Source organism: Parasedimentitalea huanghaiensis, from assembly GCF_009753675.1.
In the GTDB taxonomy this organism is placed as follows: Bacteria; Pseudomonadota; Alphaproteobacteria; order Rhodobacterales; family Rhodobacteraceae; genus Parasedimentitalea; species Parasedimentitalea huanghaiensis.
The window spans coordinates 465,419-483,289 of the sequence record NZ_WQLV01000001.1 but is presented as its reverse complement, the minus strand read 5'-3'; the positions used below and the strand labels follow the sequence as shown (position 1 = coordinate 483,289).

At 52.5% G+C, this 17,871-nt stretch carries 15 protein-coding genes; 3 read left to right on the top strand and 12 right to left on the bottom strand.

Features of this window, described 5'->3' with window-relative positions; all coding sequences use genetic code 11:
- Positions 1 to 3: 3 nt before the first annotated feature.
- On the bottom strand, positions 4 to 1,167 hold the full coding sequence (locus tag GO984_RS02170) for an aminotransferase class I/II-fold pyridoxal phosphate-dependent enzyme (RefSeq protein WP_157020921.1): 1,164 nt from the start codon (positions 1,165 to 1,167) through the stop codon (positions 4 to 6).
- Complete coding sequence (locus tag GO984_RS02165) at positions 1,164 to 1,862, bottom strand: FadR/GntR family transcriptional regulator (RefSeq protein WP_342448051.1); 699 nt, start codon at positions 1,860 to 1,862, stop codon at positions 1,164 to 1,166. The genes GO984_RS02170 and GO984_RS02165 overlap by 4 nt, the downstream gene beginning before the upstream one ends.
- A gap of 533 nt (positions 1,863 to 2,395) precedes the next feature.
- Here GO984_RS02165 and GO984_RS02160 point away from each other — a divergent pair.
- Complete coding sequence (locus tag GO984_RS02160; RefSeq protein WP_342448050.1) at positions 2,396 to 4,690, top strand: glycosyltransferase family 2 protein; 2,295 nt, start codon at positions 2,396 to 2,398, stop codon at positions 4,688 to 4,690.
- A gap of 43 nt (positions 4,691 to 4,733) precedes the next feature.
- Here the strand turns inward: GO984_RS02160 and GO984_RS02155 are convergent, their stop codons facing one another.
- From GO984_RS02155 to mtnK, 10 genes are all read right to left on the bottom strand, one after another.
- Entirely contained in the window at positions 4,734 to 5,489 is a 756-nt protein-coding gene (locus GO984_RS02155; RefSeq protein ID WP_157020920.1) for an ABC transporter ATP-binding protein, read from the bottom strand.
- A complete protein-coding gene (locus GO984_RS02150; RefSeq protein WP_157020919.1) occupies positions 5,486 to 6,343 on the bottom strand; it encodes an ABC transporter ATP-binding protein in 858 nt (285 codons plus the stop codon). The genes GO984_RS02155 and GO984_RS02150 overlap by 4 nt, the downstream gene beginning before the upstream one ends.
- Positions 6,340 to 7,257, bottom strand: a complete 918-nt coding sequence (locus tag GO984_RS02145; RefSeq protein ID WP_138164978.1) for an ABC transporter permease — start codon at positions 7,255 to 7,257, stop codon at positions 6,340 to 6,342. Before GO984_RS02145 ends, GO984_RS02150 begins: the two co-directional genes overlap by 4 nt.
- Positions 7,254 to 8,312 (bottom strand): ABC transporter permease, encoded by a 1,059-nt coding sequence (locus GO984_RS02140; RefSeq protein WP_157020918.1) that lies wholly within the window; start codon positions 8,310 to 8,312, stop codon positions 7,254 to 7,256. The genes GO984_RS02145 and GO984_RS02140 overlap by 4 nt, the downstream gene beginning before the upstream one ends.
- Positions 8,313 to 9,908, bottom strand: coding sequence for an ABC transporter substrate-binding protein (locus tag GO984_RS02135; RefSeq protein WP_157020917.1), 1,596 nt, complete (start codon positions 9,906 to 9,908; stop codon positions 8,313 to 8,315). It abuts the gene before it with no gap.
- 46 nt (positions 9,909 to 9,954) lie between these two features.
- A complete protein-coding gene (locus GO984_RS02130; RefSeq protein WP_157020916.1) occupies positions 9,955 to 11,004 on the bottom strand; it encodes a dipeptidase in 1,050 nt (349 codons plus the stop codon).
- 149 nt (positions 11,005 to 11,153) lie between these two features.
- The gene (locus GO984_RS02125; RefSeq protein ID WP_157020915.1) at positions 11,154 to 11,816 is read right to left on the bottom strand and encodes a class II aldolase/adducin family protein; all 663 of its coding nucleotides are present in this window, start codon (positions 11,814 to 11,816) and stop codon (positions 11,154 to 11,156) included.
- Positions 11,813 to 12,769, bottom strand: a complete 957-nt coding sequence (locus GO984_RS02120; RefSeq protein ID WP_167740187.1) for a sugar-binding transcriptional regulator — start codon at positions 12,767 to 12,769, stop codon at positions 11,813 to 11,815. The genes GO984_RS02125 and GO984_RS02120 overlap by 4 nt, the downstream gene beginning before the upstream one ends.
- Positions 12,770 to 12,801: 32 nt before the next feature.
- The gene (gene mtnA, locus GO984_RS02115; protein ID WP_167740186.1) at positions 12,802 to 13,908 is read right to left on the bottom strand and encodes an S-methyl-5-thioribose-1-phosphate isomerase; all 1,107 of its coding nucleotides are present in this window, start codon (positions 13,906 to 13,908) and stop codon (positions 12,802 to 12,804) included.
- Positions 13,905 to 15,167 carry an S-methyl-5-thioribose kinase gene (mtnK, locus tag GO984_RS02110; RefSeq protein ID WP_157020913.1) on the bottom strand — a complete coding sequence of 421 codons (1,263 nt, stop codon included), beginning with the start codon at positions 15,165 to 15,167 and terminating at the stop codon, positions 13,905 to 13,907. Before mtnK ends, mtnA begins: the two co-directional genes overlap by 4 nt.
- A gap of 134 nt (positions 15,168 to 15,301) precedes the next feature.
- On the opposite strand from mtnK, the gene GO984_RS02105 reads away from it, so the two are divergent.
- Together GO984_RS02105 and GO984_RS02100 are read left to right on the top strand one after the other, a co-directional pair.
- Complete coding sequence (locus GO984_RS02105) at positions 15,302 to 16,816, top strand: sugar ABC transporter ATP-binding protein (RefSeq protein ID WP_157020912.1); 1,515 nt, start codon at positions 15,302 to 15,304, stop codon at positions 16,814 to 16,816.
- A 13-nt stretch (positions 16,817 to 16,829) separates the two neighbouring features.
- On the top strand, positions 16,830 to 17,846 hold the full coding sequence (locus GO984_RS02100) for an ABC transporter permease (protein WP_157020911.1): 1,017 nt from the start codon (positions 16,830 to 16,832) through the stop codon (positions 17,844 to 17,846).
- The last annotated feature ends 25 nt before the right edge of the window (positions 17,847 to 17,871 follow it).

The following is a 17,871-nucleotide window of genomic DNA, read 5'->3' as shown; positions in this document are numbered from 1 at the left end:
GCTTCACAATGTTGCGTGTGAGAGGGCTGTTGTGATGTCAGCCCATAAGTCCTCTGGCTCCTCCAGCCCGAGGTTGAGGCGTACCAATGACGGCGATACGCCAAACCGTTGCATCGAGTTTTTCTCGCCCTTTTGCGCAAGCCCGACCTGCGCCGGCATTATCAAACTTTCAAAGCCGCCCCAGCTAACGCCCAGCCGGAACAAGGACAGCGCATTTGAAAAACGTTTGATGTCGATGTTTGGCGCGAATTCCACCGACATCAGGCCAGACCGCCCTTTTAAGCCGGGAACGGAATTTGAGCTGGGCGAGTGAATTCTGGTGACACAGGACAGGCGTGACAACCGATCCACCATCAGGTCCGCAGTGCGTTGATGCTGTTGGATTCGTGCATCTAATGTTCGCAAACCACGTGTCAGCAAAAAGGCCTCGAACGGGGCCAGTTTGGCACCTAAAAGTGGCAGGGCCAGCTCTCGGATTTGGTCGATCAGATCTTGGTTTGCAACCACAACCCCAGCCACTGTATCGGAATGTCCCGAGATGTATTTTGAGGCAGAATGAAGGGTGACATCGATGCCCAAAGCCAGAGGATTTTGTAATATCGGGCTGGCCCAGGAATTGTCTATTACCGTTAGTGTGCCATGACGCCGTGCATGTTCTGCAACTTTTAGCAAATTGGTGACTTCGAACACCGTTGAGGAAGGGCTTTCGAGGTAGGCTAGTCGCACACCGTCCAGCAAATTGGGGTCATTTTCAAATGCTGCCGGTGAGTGGTATGAGACTTCGACGCCAAATGGACGCAATAGGCGTTCAAATAGGCGGTATGTGTCTGGGTAGACGTGTTCAATGCATGCAACCCTGTCACCCGGTTTGAGAAATGTCATTAGTGTGGACGAAATAGCTGCCATACCCGAGGCAAACCCCACAGCTGCCTCTCCCTTTTCAGACTTTGCCATCAAGCCTTCGAATGCGGCGACAGTTGGATTTTGTACCCGCGTGTAGATCGGATCAGAGCCATGTCCGGCCATACGATGTTCGAAGGATTCATAACTGTCGAAGGTAAAGAGAGAGCTTTGAACGATGGGTGGTGTCACTGAGCCGCCGCTCTCGGTGTGCGCTTCGGCCAATATGGTCGCCAAGGAGAGATTTGGATAGTTTGTGCCAGTCATTTGCCCGCACCTATGATCTCGCGCACTTCGGCTTCTACGATATCCATGATTTGCGTTGTATAATTTACAGCGCTGATTTGATCACCAGAGGCGATGGCTTCGGCCATTGGCCGGTGCAGAACGATGCTGCTTTGACCCAGATGAGGCTTGCCAAAAGGAGCTTCATAGATGTCCTGAAAGGCCTTTTGTATTTGCGCAATTAGCTGGCCAAAAAGAGGGTTTCCAGTGGCTGCAAAAATCTCATTGTGAAACCGATGATCGGCTGGGCGCCAGTCTTCTCCGGCCTCGTAGACAGCCATCAGCTCTGCCATGCGGGCGAGGATCACTTTCCGTTGTTGATCGGTTGCTTCGACAGTGGCAAGGCGGACGGCCTCAATCTCTAGTGGGCGACGCACCGCGTGGGTTCTAAGCAGGCTTTCGGCCTCAAGTTTCATTGTCAGTGGCATATGGACAGAATGCGAAGCGATTTCTGCAGCGAGCCGGGTTCCTGCGCCTTTATTGCGCACGACGATGCCCATTTTTTGCCAGGCATTAAGTGCCTCGCGAATTTTAGAGCGGCCAACCCCCAATCGCCGCGCCAATTCAACTTCGGGGGGCAATTTGTCACCAACAGTAAGCTTGGCCGCCTCAATCAGTTCGACCAATGCGTCCAGTACATCCCGCCCAGCTACAAGAGGTTTGATGTGGTTTAACACCTTGTTTGCCTTCAGATCGTCTGAGGGAAGAGAATTTCGTTCCGGTCTTGGCACTTTTGGTCTCGCGTTTGTAGTGACTCGTGGTGGACTGTAACATTGTCAGACAATGAGTCAACTATGTCAGACAATGTTCGGTTTTGGGTTGGGCTGTTGCACCAACCCATCGGGAGTAACAAGTGATTTGATAAACTGTTTTCGTCCCACTTCTGGCTGATGTTTGTTAGATTTTTGGCGCAGATAAGCCGCTTTCGGCAGTTGCCTGTGCCTGATGTGTTGGAAACTTGCCAGTGGCACTGGTCTTGGTATGAATGGTTCGATTGAAGTCCGTTATTAAACTAGCGGTCACTGGTGATTTCAGTAGACTGCATTTCAAACTGCTCATTCTGAATCGCAAAGACATATATATGTATCGTTTGAATATCGAGAATTCCCATCTGGCGTGGGGCAAGTCGAGCTTGGTGGGTATGCTGCGATCAGGGTTCAAGGTACGACGCAAGGCAAGCCTGAATGCCGAGAGTTTCGGGAGCAAATAAGTGACAGTCCTAAGACGTAATATGGGGCTTTCTCCTCAGCCCGAATCTGTGCAGCCTGTTACAAAACAAATGGTGTTGGACAGTATCCACCTGGAGCCAGGTTCTGACGATACTCAGGTGACCAAAGTGTTCTTTATGCCGGGTATCGCAGAGAGGGACATTGCTGTTGATGATCCTGGAGGAGCTCTTGAATTTAAGAGTATCGGTGGGGCTGGGGTTGCCACATTACAAATCACTGCTAGCAGCCGTGCGGCGCTCAGGCTGGGCGGCGACATTCTTGGCCAGCCTGCAACCAAATCTGAATGTGAGCTGTTTGCCGGATTGAACTGCGCTGTCAGTGAACGCAATGGCGAAACCGCAGGCACACTGTGCGATTGGTTGCAATGGCATCAGCGATGGCATGGATTGCAGGGGGCGGTGATTGTGGACCGTTCCCCACCAGAAGAGGCGGATCGCTTTGCGGCTGAACTGGAGCAGGAAATTGCTTTGACTGATGGGCTGGATGATCCGCTGACTATCGTGGTGTTGGCGGCAGATAAGCCGTTGGGTAAACCGGAAATTGGGCCGGAAATGCACCCCATGAACGCACCTGATGCCCCAGGCAAGGATCGTATGGACGCCCCGAGTCCTGAGCCTTGGAGTGCGCCACTGGGGGTCCTGAACTTATATGAATTGGTACGTCAGCGATTTCTGAGTAATGCGCGTGCAGTAATGAATATCGATGTCTATGACTTGGTGCCTGCACCCGAGGAAAAAGCAGAAACAGTTTTTGATAAGGCCGTGGCAGCCCCACAAGGATTGGTGGTCTTGGCTGGGGAACGGGTTTATCCTTGGGCGTTGCGCAAGGGGCGCAAGGCAAGATTTAGCGATCACATTTGTAGCAGGTTTGACGGGCCAAAGCGGCACAGGCGATGGGTTGTTGCGCCATCGGCCGCGCCCAAATCCGTTGTCTGGCGTTTGGTTCGAATTGCTGGAGCGGATCCTGCTGCCGAGGTTATCCCTTTTTATCGCTGTATGGCGCTGCGTTACCGGGCAGATGGCGAAGACGAGGGTAAAATCTCGAGGATCGTGCCCAAATCCAGTTTGATAGAAAATGGTGAGCTGTTGAATATGGCGAAGTTTTGGACAGGTAAGCCTGTTCGGATGCCAAAGGAAAATACTGAGACGCAACACCAGAACAGCGACCGGGTTGCAATTGTTACCACGATGAAAAACGAGGGTCCGTTTATCCTGGAATGGTTGGCCTATCACCGTGCAATCGGGGTCGATGATTTCTTAGTTTATACCAATGACTGCGACGACGGCACTGACACAATGTTGGCGATGTTGCAGGAGAAAGGGATTGTGCAACATCGCGATAATCGCTTTCGCGATACCGGTTTGAAGCCTCAGCATGCGGCCCTGGCCTCGGCTGAAAAGGAGCCGTTGATCCAAAATGCGGGTTGGGCGATTTGTATGGATGTAGATGAGTTCATCACAGTTCACACTGGAGATGGAACTTTGAAGGCGCTGTTTGAAGCAGTGCCAGATGCCAACATGATCTCGTTGACCTGGCGGCTGTTTGGTAACGCAGATGTTGAAGAATTCCGTGATGAGCTGATCACCGAACAGTTCACCCATTGCGCGCCATTGATGACCCGTAAACCGCATCAGGCCTGGGGGTTTAAAACGCTGTTCCGCAACATTGGCTTATTTAAGAAGTTGGGGGTACATCGACCCAAAGGATTGAAGCCACAACTGGTGGATCAAATTAACTGGGTCAATGGTTCCGGCGTTAATATGCCAAAAGAAGAGTACCGAAATGCCTGGCGTTCAACGGTGCAGACGGTTGGATATGATTTGGTGACATTAAATCATTATGCTCTGCGGTCGGCAGAGAGCTTTCTGGTTAAACGGGACCGGGGCAGGGTGAACCATGTCGACCGGGATCAAGGCATGGCCTACTGGTTTCGGATGAACAACAATGCTGAACGGGATCGCTCTATCTATCGCATGTTACCGGCGCTGCAAATTGAGTTGGATCGATTGCTGGCAGACCCTGATATCGCTGCCGCCCACGCGTATTCAGTCTCGCGCCACCGCACCCGGATTGACGAGTTGAAGAAAGCCCCCAAATACACTGATTTCTATGAAGAGTTGATTGGTGAGCGGTTGCAGCGCTTGTCGCGTCTGCATGCGCATTTTGGCAGTTCGGTGTTTCTGGCCGGGCCAGAGTGCATACCCGATACAGTACTGTCTGATGATATTGCATCAGACTATTTCTTTTCGGTGCCAAAGACCAAGACACAGCACTAAGTTTACTGCCCGATCACAATGTGACCGGGCAGAAATTGCAGGATTATGCTACCCGATTGGCAGAGGCATGCAGGAGACTTGCCGTATAGTCCTGAGTTGTCTTGCCTGCGCGCATATCAGCAACGTCGATGATTTCAACGATCTCACCATTCTGCATGACTGCGACGCGTTCACACATATGGGCCACCACAGCCAAATCATGTGATACCATTAGGTAAGTTAGCCCATGTTCAGACCGCAAGTCACTGAGTAGATTTAGGATCTCAGCCTGAACGGATACATCCAGTGCCGAAGTTGGTTCATCCAGTAGCAGGATATCAGGCTCGGGTGCGAGTGCTCGCGCAATGGCCACTCGTTGACGCTGTCCGCCAGATAGCTGGTGTGGATAGCGAAAGCGGAACGCTGGCCCTAACCCAACATCCAACAACAGTTTGTTGATCCGATTATTGATGTCATCAAACCCGTGTAGGTGCAGGGTTTCGGTGAGCACCTGATCAACCGAATGGCGCGGATGCAGTGATGCGTAAGGATCCTGAAAGACCATCTGCACGGTCTTGTAGAATGTCCTGTCGCGCTTGTGCGTCAGATCAGCGCCTTCGATGGCCATATGGCCATCCCATTGTGGGGCTAAGCCAGTTATCGCTTTCAGGATTGTGGATTTTCCTGATCCACTTTCCCCAACGAGACCAAAACTGGCGCCTTGTTCTACTGAAAGGCTGGCATTTTTCACTGCCTGAAACAGGTCGTGATGCTCGCCAAAGTAGACGTTCAGGTTTTCGATGGAAATTGAAGTACTCATGCGCGTCCCTCCACGCTGGGGGCGTCTCGCCATGCCGGATCGCGGGTCAGGACCTGCAACCGATCGCTTGGTTCATCAAACTTTGGCAGGCTGCCCAGCAACCCTTTGGTATAAGGATGCTGCGCCTCATGTAGTTTGTCGGCGTCACAGACTTCTACAATGCGACCAGAATACATGATGAGCACCCGGTCGCAGAACTGTGAAACCAGGTTCAGGTCATGACTGATAAAGAGCAGTCCCATGCCGCGTTCCTTGACCAGCTTATCCATGATCGACAGGACCTGACCTTGTACTGACACGTCCAGTGCCGAAGTGGGCTCATCCGCGATCAGGATTTCCGGGTTGGGGATCAACATCATGGCGATCATGATGCGTTGCCCCATGCCGCCCGACATTTCATGCGGATAGGCTTTCATCACCCGTTCGGGGTCACGGATCGCTACCGCTTCCAGCATCTCCACCGATTTTTTGTAAGCCTCGGCTTTGCTGGCTTTGGCATGCAACCGGTAGGCTTCGATGATCTGATCCCCAACAGTCATTACAGGGTTCAGTGAGAATTTGGGATCCTGCATCACCATCGAGATTTTCTCGCCTCGGATCGCCCGCATTTCCTTTTCGGATTTATCCAAAAGGTTTTCGCCGTGCAGGCTGATATGACCTGCCTCGACGATGCCTGGATTGCGGATCAGGCGAAGGATGGCGCGGCCGGTCAGGGATTTACCTGACCCGCTTTCCCCAACAATTCCCAGGCGTTCACGTCCCAACGAGAAGGAGACCCCGCGTACGGCATCAAAAATGCCATTGCGGGTTGGGAATTTCACCCAGAGGTTATCTACGTCCAGAAGAGTGCTCATGATGCGCTGTCCTTTGGATCTAGCACGTCGCGCAGACCATCACCCAGGAGGTTGAAGGCCAAAGAGACGGCAAAAATGGCAAGACCAGGCATGGTGGCAATCCACCAGTGATCCAGAATGAACCGGCGCCCTTCGGAAATCATCGCACCCCATTCAGGCGAAGGAGGTTGGGCACCAAGGCCGAGGAAACCCAGACCCGCAGCGGCCAGAATGATGCCCGCCATATCCAGCGTAACCCGTACGATCAGCGAGCTGATACACAGAGGCCAGATATGTTTGGTAATGATCCGCATCGGACCGGCGCCTTGTAGGCGAATGGCGCTGATGTAATCCGAAGAGCGGATCGTCAACGTCTCGGCGCGCGCCATACGGGCATAGGGGGGCCAGGCGGTCAGTGAAATCGCCAGAACAGCGTTTTCGATACCGGCCCCCAAAGCGGCAACAAAAGCCAGTGCCAGAACCAGGCGAGGGAAGGCAAGGAAGATGTCGGTGATACGCATCAGGACGATATCAGTCCAACCACCAGCATACCCGGAGACTGTACCGACCAGCAGGCCAGCAACAGGTGCGATCATCGCAACCAGCGCAACGATATACAGGGTGATCCGGGATCCGTAGATCATGCGGCTAAGAATGTCGCGTCCTAGCGAATCCGTTCCCAGAATATGACCCTCAGTGCCCAGAGGTTGCAAACGATTGGCAAGGTTCTGAACAAAGGGATCATGCGGTGCCAGCAAAGGCGCAAACACTGCAGATCCTACCAGAACAACCAGAATGGCCAGGCCAATCATAGCCATGTGGTTTGAACGCAGCGATAACCAGCCCTTGTACAGGGCGGCAAAGCGGGCTTGACGGCGCGAGGTTGGTGTGTCGGTCAGCAACCATTGGCGCAGAGTAAGTGATTGGCTGCTCATTTGGACCTCGGGTCGAAAATTTTGTAAAGAAGGTCGGAGAAGATATTCAGGCAGATGAAGATCAACCCGACTACCACGGTTGCACCCAGCACAGCATTCATGTCCGCAGACAAGAGTGCCGTTGTCAGATAGTTCCCGATACCTGGCCAAGAAAAGATGATCTCGGTCAGCACTGAGCCTTCCAACAAGTTAGCGTAGCTTAACGCGATTACCGTAATCAGCTGAACCCGAATATTGCGGAATGCATGGCGCCATATTACGGCCCATTCGCTCATACCTTTGACCCGGGCGGTGGTGACGTATTCTGCCGAAAGTTGCTCTAACATAAACGACCGTGTCATTCGGCTGATATAGGCAAGGCTATAGTAACCCAGTAAAGAGGCAGGCAGGATGATATGGGAAAAGGCGTCACGAAAGGCCCCCCAATCACGTGCAAGAGCGGAATCCACTAAGATCATGCCTGTCACGGACGGGATCATGTCTTCGTAGAAAATACCCTGACGACCGGGTCCTCCAACCCATCCCAGCACACCATAAAACAGCAATAGTCCCATAAGGCCCAGCCAGAAAATAGGCATGGAATACCCAACAAGAGCCACCACGCGGGCAATTTGGTCAATCCAGCTGCCACGGCGTACGGCAGCGATCACACCAAGTGGGACACCCAGAACGATACCTATGGTAATTCCGATTGTGGCCAGTTCCATTGTAGCGGGGAACACACGTCCGATGTCGTCAGCAACGGGTCTTGCCGTCAACAACGACATGCCAAAATCGCCGTGGAGGACATCCCAAACGTAGTAAGAAAACTGTACGATAAGCGGTTTATCGAGCCCTAGCTCAAGATATGCCGCGTGATATTGTTCCTGCGTGGCGCGTTCGCCTACGACAGCCAGAACCGGTTCGATGGGCATTACCCGACCGATGAAGAAGGTGACAAACAACAGGCCAAGCATTGTGACCGAGATTGACGCAAGGGTGACGAGCGTGCCCTTGAGCCAAGAAGGAAGAGGCAGCCGGGGCTGCCTCTTCGGATTATAGTGCGTTGACGACATTTACTTGGTCACGGTCCAATATGAAACCGCTGTAATCGCGCCACCGAGGTTCAGACCCTCGACGTCTTCGTTGATGCCTGCTGGCTCAATCTTCTGGAACATAACAGCAAAAGGTGAGGTATCGCGGAAGGTTGCCTGAATGTCGTGATACATCACTTCACGTTTGCTGCGGTCGCCTTCGACAACGGCTGCGGCGGACATTTCAGTCAGCTTACCGGTATCCCAGCTGTTACGCCATGCCAACAGACCAGTCGCCTGAGCTGCGTCCGAGTTATCAGGATTATAGGCGAAGGTACCTGCATTTGTGTGAGGATCAGGATAGTCCGGGCCCCAGGCACCAAGATAGATGTCCAGCTCACGGGCGCGGTACTTGGAAAGAACCTGTTTACCAGTCCCGACTTCCAGGTTCAGCGTGATGCCAGCCTGCGCAAAGGTGTTTTGCAGCGACTGACCGATTTCCAGACGTTCCTGAGCTTCGCGTACACCAACAGTCAGTTCCAGACCGTCAACACCAGCTTCGGCCAACAGAGCCTTTGCCTTTTCAACATCCATCGAGAACGGGTTCTCGTCGACGGCACCAAGATAGGTGCGCGGCAGGAAGTTCTGGTGAGTAACATATGCGCCTTTGAGGAAGCTGTTCTGCATACCTTCATAGTCGATCAAGTACTTCAGTGCCTGACGGACTTCAGGCTTGGACAGCTCTGGGTGCTTTTGGTTCATCGAGATATACATCAGACGACCGCGCATCTCTTCGAGCACTTCGACGCCTTCTGCGTTACGAACACCTTCAACATCTGATGGGTTCAGATCGCGAGCCACGTCAATATCGCCGCGTTCCAGCATCAGACGCTGGGTAGCACTTTCCTGAACGTGACGAACGATCACGCGCTGCATGGCTGGTGCACCAAGATAGAAGTCAGGGTTAGCAGTCAGAGTGACGCTTTCCTTGGCTTTCCAGCTGGTTAGGCTATATGCGCCGGAACCGGCTGAGTTGGTTTTCAGCCATTCGTTGCCAAGATCGCCGTCAACTTCGTTGGCCATAACGGTCAGCTCATCAACAACACCACCGATGGTCGCTGTCAGGCAGTTCAGAACAAAGGAAGTCGCGTATTCTTTGTCTGTGGTGATTGACACTGTGTTGCCGCTGACAGTGATGGTTTCGTCCATGTTCTCAGGAGTGAAGCCAAACTGTGTCAGGATGAAGGATGGTGTTTTGTTCAGTGCGACAACGCGCTTGAACGAAAACGCCACGTCTTCGGCGCGAACTGGGTTGCCTGAATGGAACTTGACGCCTTCACGCATGGTGAAGGTGATGGTTTTGCCATCTTCAGAAACAGTCCAGCTCTCGGCCAAATCAGGCTGGTAACCAGCGTCTAGGTTGTTGGGGTCAAAGTTGACCAGTTTGCCATAGATGTTGCGCAGCACGTCTGAGCCAGCAAATTCAAAGCTTTGTGCTGGATCCAGAGTAGTGATGTCGTCAATGCGATTGGCAATGACCAGCATGTTAGCTGGTGTTTCGGCCATAACTGGCAGGGCAACGCCGCCTAAGGCAAAGCCAAGTGCAGCTGTTCCCATTAATTTTGTAAAAGCATTCATGATGTTACTCCCTTTTGTTTATTGGCAAATAAGGCCCGGTGTATTTTTACATCCAGGTCAGGTCGAGGACGCGCAACCAATTCTCATGGCAGAGCTTCCTGATAAGTGCGGCGTCATAACCGCGGTCAGCCATAGCGGTGCGCAGGTTTGGCAATCCAGCGATGGTTTTGATTTCATTTGGCACAGCGGCACCATCAAAGTCGGACCCAAGTCCAACCCGTTCTTCGCCAAGCTGTGCAATAAGATAGTCAAGGTGATCCAACATAGTTGTGATGGGGGTATCTTCATCCATTCGACCATCGGAACGCAAGAAGGCAACCGCAAAATTTAAACCAACCATTCCCTCGCTTTCGCGAATGGCATGTAACTGACGGTCAGTCAGGTTCCGACTGTGCATGCTAAGTGGATGGGCGTTCGAGTGGGTGGCGACCAGCGGTTTAGTGCTGTGCTTTGCAACATCCCAAAACCCAGCCTCGTTCAGGTGGGATAGATCGACCATGATGCCCAGGTCATTGCATTTATTGATCAAACGTATGCCGTCGCTGGTCAGCCCTTCACCCGTATCCGGCGTGCTGGGAAAGCGGAAGGGAACGCCATGACCAAAAATGGTTGGGCGGCTCCACACTGGGCCAAGAGACCGCAAACCTGCCTGATAAAGCACTTCCAACGTGTGAAAATCAGGGTCAATGGCTTCGGCGCCTTCCATGTGCATCACAGCGGCCATCTTGCCTTCAGCCATTGCGTTTTTGATGTCTTGTGTACAGCGGCAGACGTTCAGTGCACCCTCACGTTCCAGATTGAATAGAATAGAGGCCTGTGACAGCGCCACCTTGATGGCATCGCCCCATTCCACTTGAGGAGGCAGCGGCAAGTCATAGTTTTTTGCCATCATCTCGTCGTGACTGTCGGATAGGGCTGCTTCGCCGGGGATGTAGATGGCAAAGAACCCACCCGCAAAACCACCGGTACGCGCTTTGTCTAGATCAATTTGCTTCCCACCTGATCCCTGGAACCCATCTTTGCCTGGGCTGATGTCTTGTTGGTGGAGGCGTAGAAGAACATCATTGTGCCCGTCGAAAATCAGCGGTTCGCGCATGAATAGTCCTTTGGAGTGAATCGTCGTAAGCGGCACCTTGCAGCAATACTCAATAAGTTCATAGGGCTAGCGGGCCTTTGTGTGTCAAAACGACGTCTCATATTGTTAAGTATGCCGCCTAAATTGATGAAAGTAAGAGAAATTTTTATTTACGCGTCTTTCAGCCCGTAGTTGTTAAACGAAGCGAGGACATCCTCGATTTCAGAATTGCTTAGAATGTGTGGCTCACCAATGCTCAGGCTTGTGACATATCCTTTGGCCAGTGTTTCAAGCTCAACCATCCGCCACATGGCGCGCTCCAGAGTGTCACCAACAACGACGGAACCGTGGTTGGCCATTAGGCAGCCGTGTCGGTCTTGCATCGCCTTATCCAAGTTGTCCGAGAGTGCTGAGCTGCCGAAAATTGCATAGTCGGCCAGTCGTACTGAATTGCCGCCAAAAGCGGCAACCATATAGTGACAGGCGGGGATTTCGCGACGGTTCATAGCCAGAGCGCCGCAATAGACAGGATGGGCGTGAACTACCGCATGACTGTCAAGTTTGGAAAGCAGCAGCGATTGATGAAACCGCCATTCGGTAGACGGTTTTAACTGTCCAGGATCGGGCGTGTCGCTGGTGAGCGGCATCGAAACAATCATTTCGGGGGTCAGTTGATCATATGCGACCCCAGACGGGGTAATCAGCATCTTGTTACCCACACGCACAGAAACATTGCCTGATGTCCCTTGATTGATACCCAGAGTGTTCATCGAAAGACAGGCATCGATTACAGCTTGGCGAAGTTCGGTGCAGTCAGAATAGGGGGACTTCAAATCGTTGTCTCCAGCATGGCTGCAGCGGTATCGGTGCAGGTTGCGATATGGGTGGCATAGCCACCATTTATGGCTGCCAGCATCGGCATAATTCGATCAGGCCCAGTACCAACCATCAAAGACAAATCTTTGTTGCGCATCTGATCCAACGACACACCGATCATCCTGTCCTCGATGGATATTGGCAGGGCTGCGCCGTCTTGATCAACAATTCGGCCGCAGATTACAGCGCTGGCTCCCTTGGTGACCTGATCGCGCATTGAGGCGGCACTGATGATACCTGCTTGCACTACATGACTGTCTTCACGACAGGTACCGGCAGCAAATATCGTCTTATTACAATTTTCTACGGCCTGAAGCTGTTCTGCCACCACAGGTTCTGCACGGAGTTGGTCAGCCAGGTTTTTATTTGTCAGCAACAATGGGACGTGAAGGTTGATGCAATGGGCGCCAAATCGTCGTGCCAAGGTTGCAGAGCAGGTCTCTGCGGCAAACCCAAGGGCCGCAGGACGCGATCCGACCAGCTGCACCACAGTTAAGTCATCCATGATTGTGTGAGGTGCGGCCTCGGCCACGCGATAAACAGTTTCGCCCCAGGCAACACCTAATCGATCACCGGGTTCCAGCAATGTTGGCAACCAATCCGCAGTGCCGCGCGCGACACGTTCCAACGTGCCACGATCTGTCAATTCCGAGGGCACCACCAATGCATCCTTGAGGCCGAATTTTGCAACCATATCGCGCGCCAGTTTCTGGTGCCGGAAAATATCGGGATCAATTGTAATCCGAACATATTCGCGCCGACGTGCCTCTTGAAGGTAATTCACCACAGACGCCCGGGAGATGTTCAAGCGCTTGGCGATATCGTTCTGGTTCAGACCCTCTATATAGTAACACCAGGTTGCTTCTAGAATTGCATCGTCTTGGCGGTCAGATCGGGAGGAATTAGCCATAACGGTGGGTTTGCCTTTGGGTGGGGCCATGATCAAGCCGCGTCAGCTTCGGCGCGATCAGGGAACATCGCGGCCAGGCCTTTGGGACTCGCCTCGCAGACACCGCGCTCAGTGATTAAACCTGTGACCAAACGATTAGGTGTGACGTCAAAGGCTGGATTGCCACCTGCAGTACCGTCTGGGGTTACCTGAACTGTCCCAATGCTGCCGTCCGCCAACCGGCCCTGTACGTGAGTGATTTCTTCCTGACCACGTTCCTCGATCGGAATTTCGGCAACACCGTCATCAACGGTCCAGTCTATGGTAGATGAGGGTAAGGCTACGTAAAACGGTACATTGTTATCTCGCGCTGCAAGCGCTTTGAGGTAGGTCCCAATTTTATTGCAGACATCGCCGCGCCGGGTGGTGCGATCCGTGCCGGTAATGACCATATCCACTTGACCATGTTGCATTAGGTGGCCGCCAGCATTGTCGGTAATGTACTGGTGATCAATACCGTGACAGCCCAGTTCCCATGAGGTCAGAGCACCTTGATTGCGGGGGCGGGTTTCATCCACCCAGACATGGATCGGAATATCTGCGTCATGTGCGTGGTACATGGGGCTGGTGGCCGTGCCCCAGTCAACGGTTGCGAGCCAGCCTGCGTTGCAATGTGTCAAGAGGCGAACCGGTTCGCCTGCTGGTTTCTTTGAAGCAATTTCTCTAATGATTTCTAACCCATGCACGCCGATCATGCGGTTAACTTCGACATCTTCATCTGCCATTTCATGGGCCAGGGTCAGTGCTGCAGAGGCGCGCATTTCAGTGGGTAATGGACGCAGTAGATCGCGGCACCGGTTCAACGCCCAGCGCAGATTGATCGCAGTGGGGCGTGTTGCGTTGAAAAATTCCCAAGCTTTGTTCATTGCACTGTCTGACGGGTCCAACCGCATTGCCAATGCCATGGCATAGGCCGCTGTGGCGCCGATGAGCGGTGCGCCTCGCACGCGCATTTCAACAATAGCGTCAGCAAATTCCGTGAGGGTATCGATTTGCTGAACGCGAAAGTCATGTGGCAGCCAACGCTGGTCGATAATCTGCAATGCGTTCTTGTCTGCGTCCCACCAAAGCGAGCGGTAGTGAGTTCCATTTACTTTCACAGGAAATCCCCCTTGTTGTATTGGCGTGCCAGGGCAACAAGGGTTCCGGCGTCCAAAATTTTATCTGATGTAAGAATAAGTTCTCGGCCCATCATAAGGTTACGGGCTTCTAGAGACGCCCGAACTGCGCTGTCTTTGATTTCTTCAAAATCTGCGTTGTGGGCCAATGATAGTGTCCTGCGATGCATTTCAATGCCACAATAACCCATGGCTTCGGTGCGGATGCGGTTTAACAGCGACTGTAGTGCGGGTTGCGAGGAATGTCCCTGATCCTCAAACAATGTCGCCGGATACAGCATACCTGTGCGTTCACTGTTCCAAAGTGTGGTGAATTCGTCTTCAAACGTGACAAGGCTCTCACTGATTATGGCCAATATCCATTCCTGATACTCATCGAGTGTATCTTCACTGCGATGGCCGGGTTGGCTGAAGTAGGCCATTAGGAAGTTCGCAATCAGCATTCCGAGATCAAAGCTCATTGGGCCGTACTGTGCAAACTCCGGGTCGATCACCATGCTATCGGTTGCTGTAGACATCACCGAACCGCTGTGCAGGTCGCCGTGCACCATGGTTTCAGTGTTAGAGGCAAAGCTCATGAATAACTCTTGGACCCGCGTCTTTAATTCGACATCATGCCGCAATTCATTGACCACATTACCCAATTCAGGGGTGTGATGATTTCGTTCCGCGTTGAAATACGGATCAGAAAATACCAGAGCCTCGGTAATTGCTGGTATTTCAATATTGCCTGCAAACAGGCTGACGTCAGTTTTCTTATCACTACTTTTCATGGAAAGCTCTGATCCACGAAAGGCGGTGCGGGCGCAAAATGTTCCAAGGAAAGTCGCCAGCCCCTGTACTCTTTCTCCTGCGATCAATTTGTGCCGCAATATCGTATGGGGCGATAGAAACTCCATCACAATCAACGCTTGATCATTATCAAAGTGATATATTTCGGGCACGGTACCGGGATTGCGTGCAGCCTGACGAACCAGTGCTTCATGTTCATAGTAAGCGCGATACAGCGGCAGCGGCCAGCTGTCACCAACCAAGCGAACATAGGGCAGGGCCTGCTTCACAATAGCGCTGCCCTTGCTTCCCTCGACGATGAACACAAGGTTGAGATTGCCGTCGCCGACCTCCTGAATCTTCCAGTCCTTGGTTTCAGTCCCAACCCGGCTGGTGAGAGAGGTCAGTTCACCCAGGCGGGTACTCAATGTGTCTGACGTCAAAGCTTTGTACGCTGTTGTTTGAAGCATGTGCTGGGTCTTCCTCCCTTTGGCTTAGATCGGAAATTGCACATACTTCTACATATGTCAAATCGTTTGACAATGTTTGATAGTGTGATTAGGAAGAGTTAAGAAACGCATCATCAAGGTGTGTTGGGGGATGTATGAGCCAAACAATTTGCGAAGTGCGCGGCGTCGAGAAGTCCTTTGGCAGCAATCGTGTTTTGCGTGGAATTGATCTCGCTATGCGTGCGGGGGAAGTCACCGTCCTTATGGGGGCAAACGGGGCCGGGAAGTCGACTCTTGTCAAAGTGCTTTGCGGTGTTCATTCAGCGGATAAAGGGGAGCTGGCTTTGGCTGGAAACCCTTATACGCCAGTGGATGCGGCAGATGCAATTTCCCAAGGGGTTGTAACTGTTCATCAATCCATCGATGACGGGGTTATTCCTGATTTGGATGTCGCCACTAATCTCATGTTGGACAAGCTGACTGCGCCAGGTGCTGGACTGTTTGTGAATGACCGCAAACTTCGTGCCGAAGCGCGAAAAGTTGCAGAGGCCATGGGGCTGACGATGAATGTGCGGCAATTGGTATCCGAACTGGACGTGGCTGACCGTCAGATGATTGCCATCGCACGCGCACTCGCGCGGTCTCCCAAGTTATTGATCCTTGATGAACCTACGTCTTCTCTTTCAGCAACAGAGGCCGAGCGGTTATTTGCGTTGATTGATCGACTTAGGTCAGCTGGTGTGGCGATTTTATATATTTCGCACCGGATGTCGGACATCAGGCGCATTGCTGACCGAATTGTATCAATGCGTGATGGTAGTATTTCGGGTTTGTTTGATACTCAACCGTTGGATTATGAGGGGGCGGTTACCTCCATGTTGGGTCACGCTATGACGGATGTGGATATTACCCCAGCAACCAACAGCGCACCTATTTTGTGCTTAAAGGCCATCAAGCTTCGTGAGGATAGTCCTCCTATTGATCTGGTTGCCAATGATGGTGAAGTGATCGCGGTGACTGGCTTGCTTGGCAGCGGCAAAAGCCAATTGGCTGAGGTCATTTTTGGATTGTCACGGCCCATTGCAGGAAAAATGGAGTTGGATGGCGGTAGCTATCAGCCCGCCAATGCAAAGTCCGCCGTGAGTGCCGGCGTTTTCATGTCGCCCAAAGATCGTGCAAGTAATGCAGTTATCCCTGATTTTGACATTGCGAATAATATGACGCTGCCGTTCCTGGGGAGTTTTAGCCGTTACTATAAGTTATCGGATCAAAAGCAGCGACGCGCGTCAGAAGAGATGATCGGAAGCATCGGCATCGTTTGCCAATCCAATCGTGACGGGATTGGCACCCTGTCTGGAGGAAACCAACAGAAGGTGATGATCGCCAGATGGCTGCTAAAGCCCGGTCGGGTCCTGTTACTTGATGAACCGTTTCAGGGAGTGGACATTGGAGCGCGGCGTGACATTGGTCGCCATATCAGGGCCACGGCCAAGGGGCGTGCAACAATAGTATTTGTCGCTGAGATCGACGAGGCGCTTGAAATCGCCGATCGGATAATTGTGCTGAACGAGGCCGCAATAGCCGGTGAACACATCAACCAAAACATAGATTTGGCAAAACTGGTGGCAGAGGTCTCTGGCCCGTCGCGCAGCCCAGCCCTAGCAGGATAAGTCGACGAAAATCATGAACAACGAACGTATTTTGAATTTGGCAATCCGCTATGGTTTTTTGGTTCTGCTAGCCGGGATTGTTATGTACTTCAGCCTTGCGGCAGAGGGGTTCGCCAGCCCTCGATCTGCCGTTTTTGTGCTGCAATCGGTGGCTATCACCGGCATTCTGGCACTTGGGGTGACCAGTACACTTGTGGTCGATGGCTTTGACCTTTCCATTGGATCTGTTGCGACCTCATCTTTGATGCTGTCTGCGTATTCTATGGTTATTCTGGAATACTCCGCGCTTGTAACAGTGTTGCTATGCCTGACAATGGGCGCCCTTGTTGGGTTGGTCAACGGGTTGCTGATCGTCAAAATGCGGGTGCCGGATTTGCTGGCAACTCTGGGTATGATGTTTCTGCTGATTGGATTGCAGCGCATACCTACTCAAGGCAACTCGATTGCGACCGGTATGCGCTTACCCGATGGGAGCATTGCAGAGGGAACCTTTGCTGCTGAGTTCCTTTGGATTGGCCGTCACCGGTTTGATATGTTTATAGAAAAACTCTTTCCGATGCCCGTCGTTGTGTTCCTCTTGGTGGCTGTCGCGGTTTGGCTTTTCCTCGGTTTCACGCGCCACGGTCGACTAATGTACGCGATCGGCTCAAACCAACGCGCCGCTGAATTGGTGGGGACCAACGTCAGTCGTTACAAAGTCCTAGCTTACATGATCTCCGGTGTTCTGGCCTCGGTCGGGGGGATCTTATTGGCAGCGCGCCTTGGGCGCGGAGATATTGCCTCAGGTAACAACCTGTTGCTGGACAGTGTGGCGGCGGCACTGATCGGGTTTGCCGTACTGGGGGCCGCGCGTCCTAACGCATTTGGCACCGCAATTGGTGCGCTGTTTGTTGGCATCTTGTTGCAAGGGCTGACAATGATGAACGCCCCTTACTACACGCAGGATTTTGTGAAGGGAGCGGTGCTGGTCGCAGCGCTTGTTTTCACATTCTACCTGTCGTCCCGCAGATCCTCTGCTGGGCGGCATTGATTATCGTTATTTCATGGGAGGAATA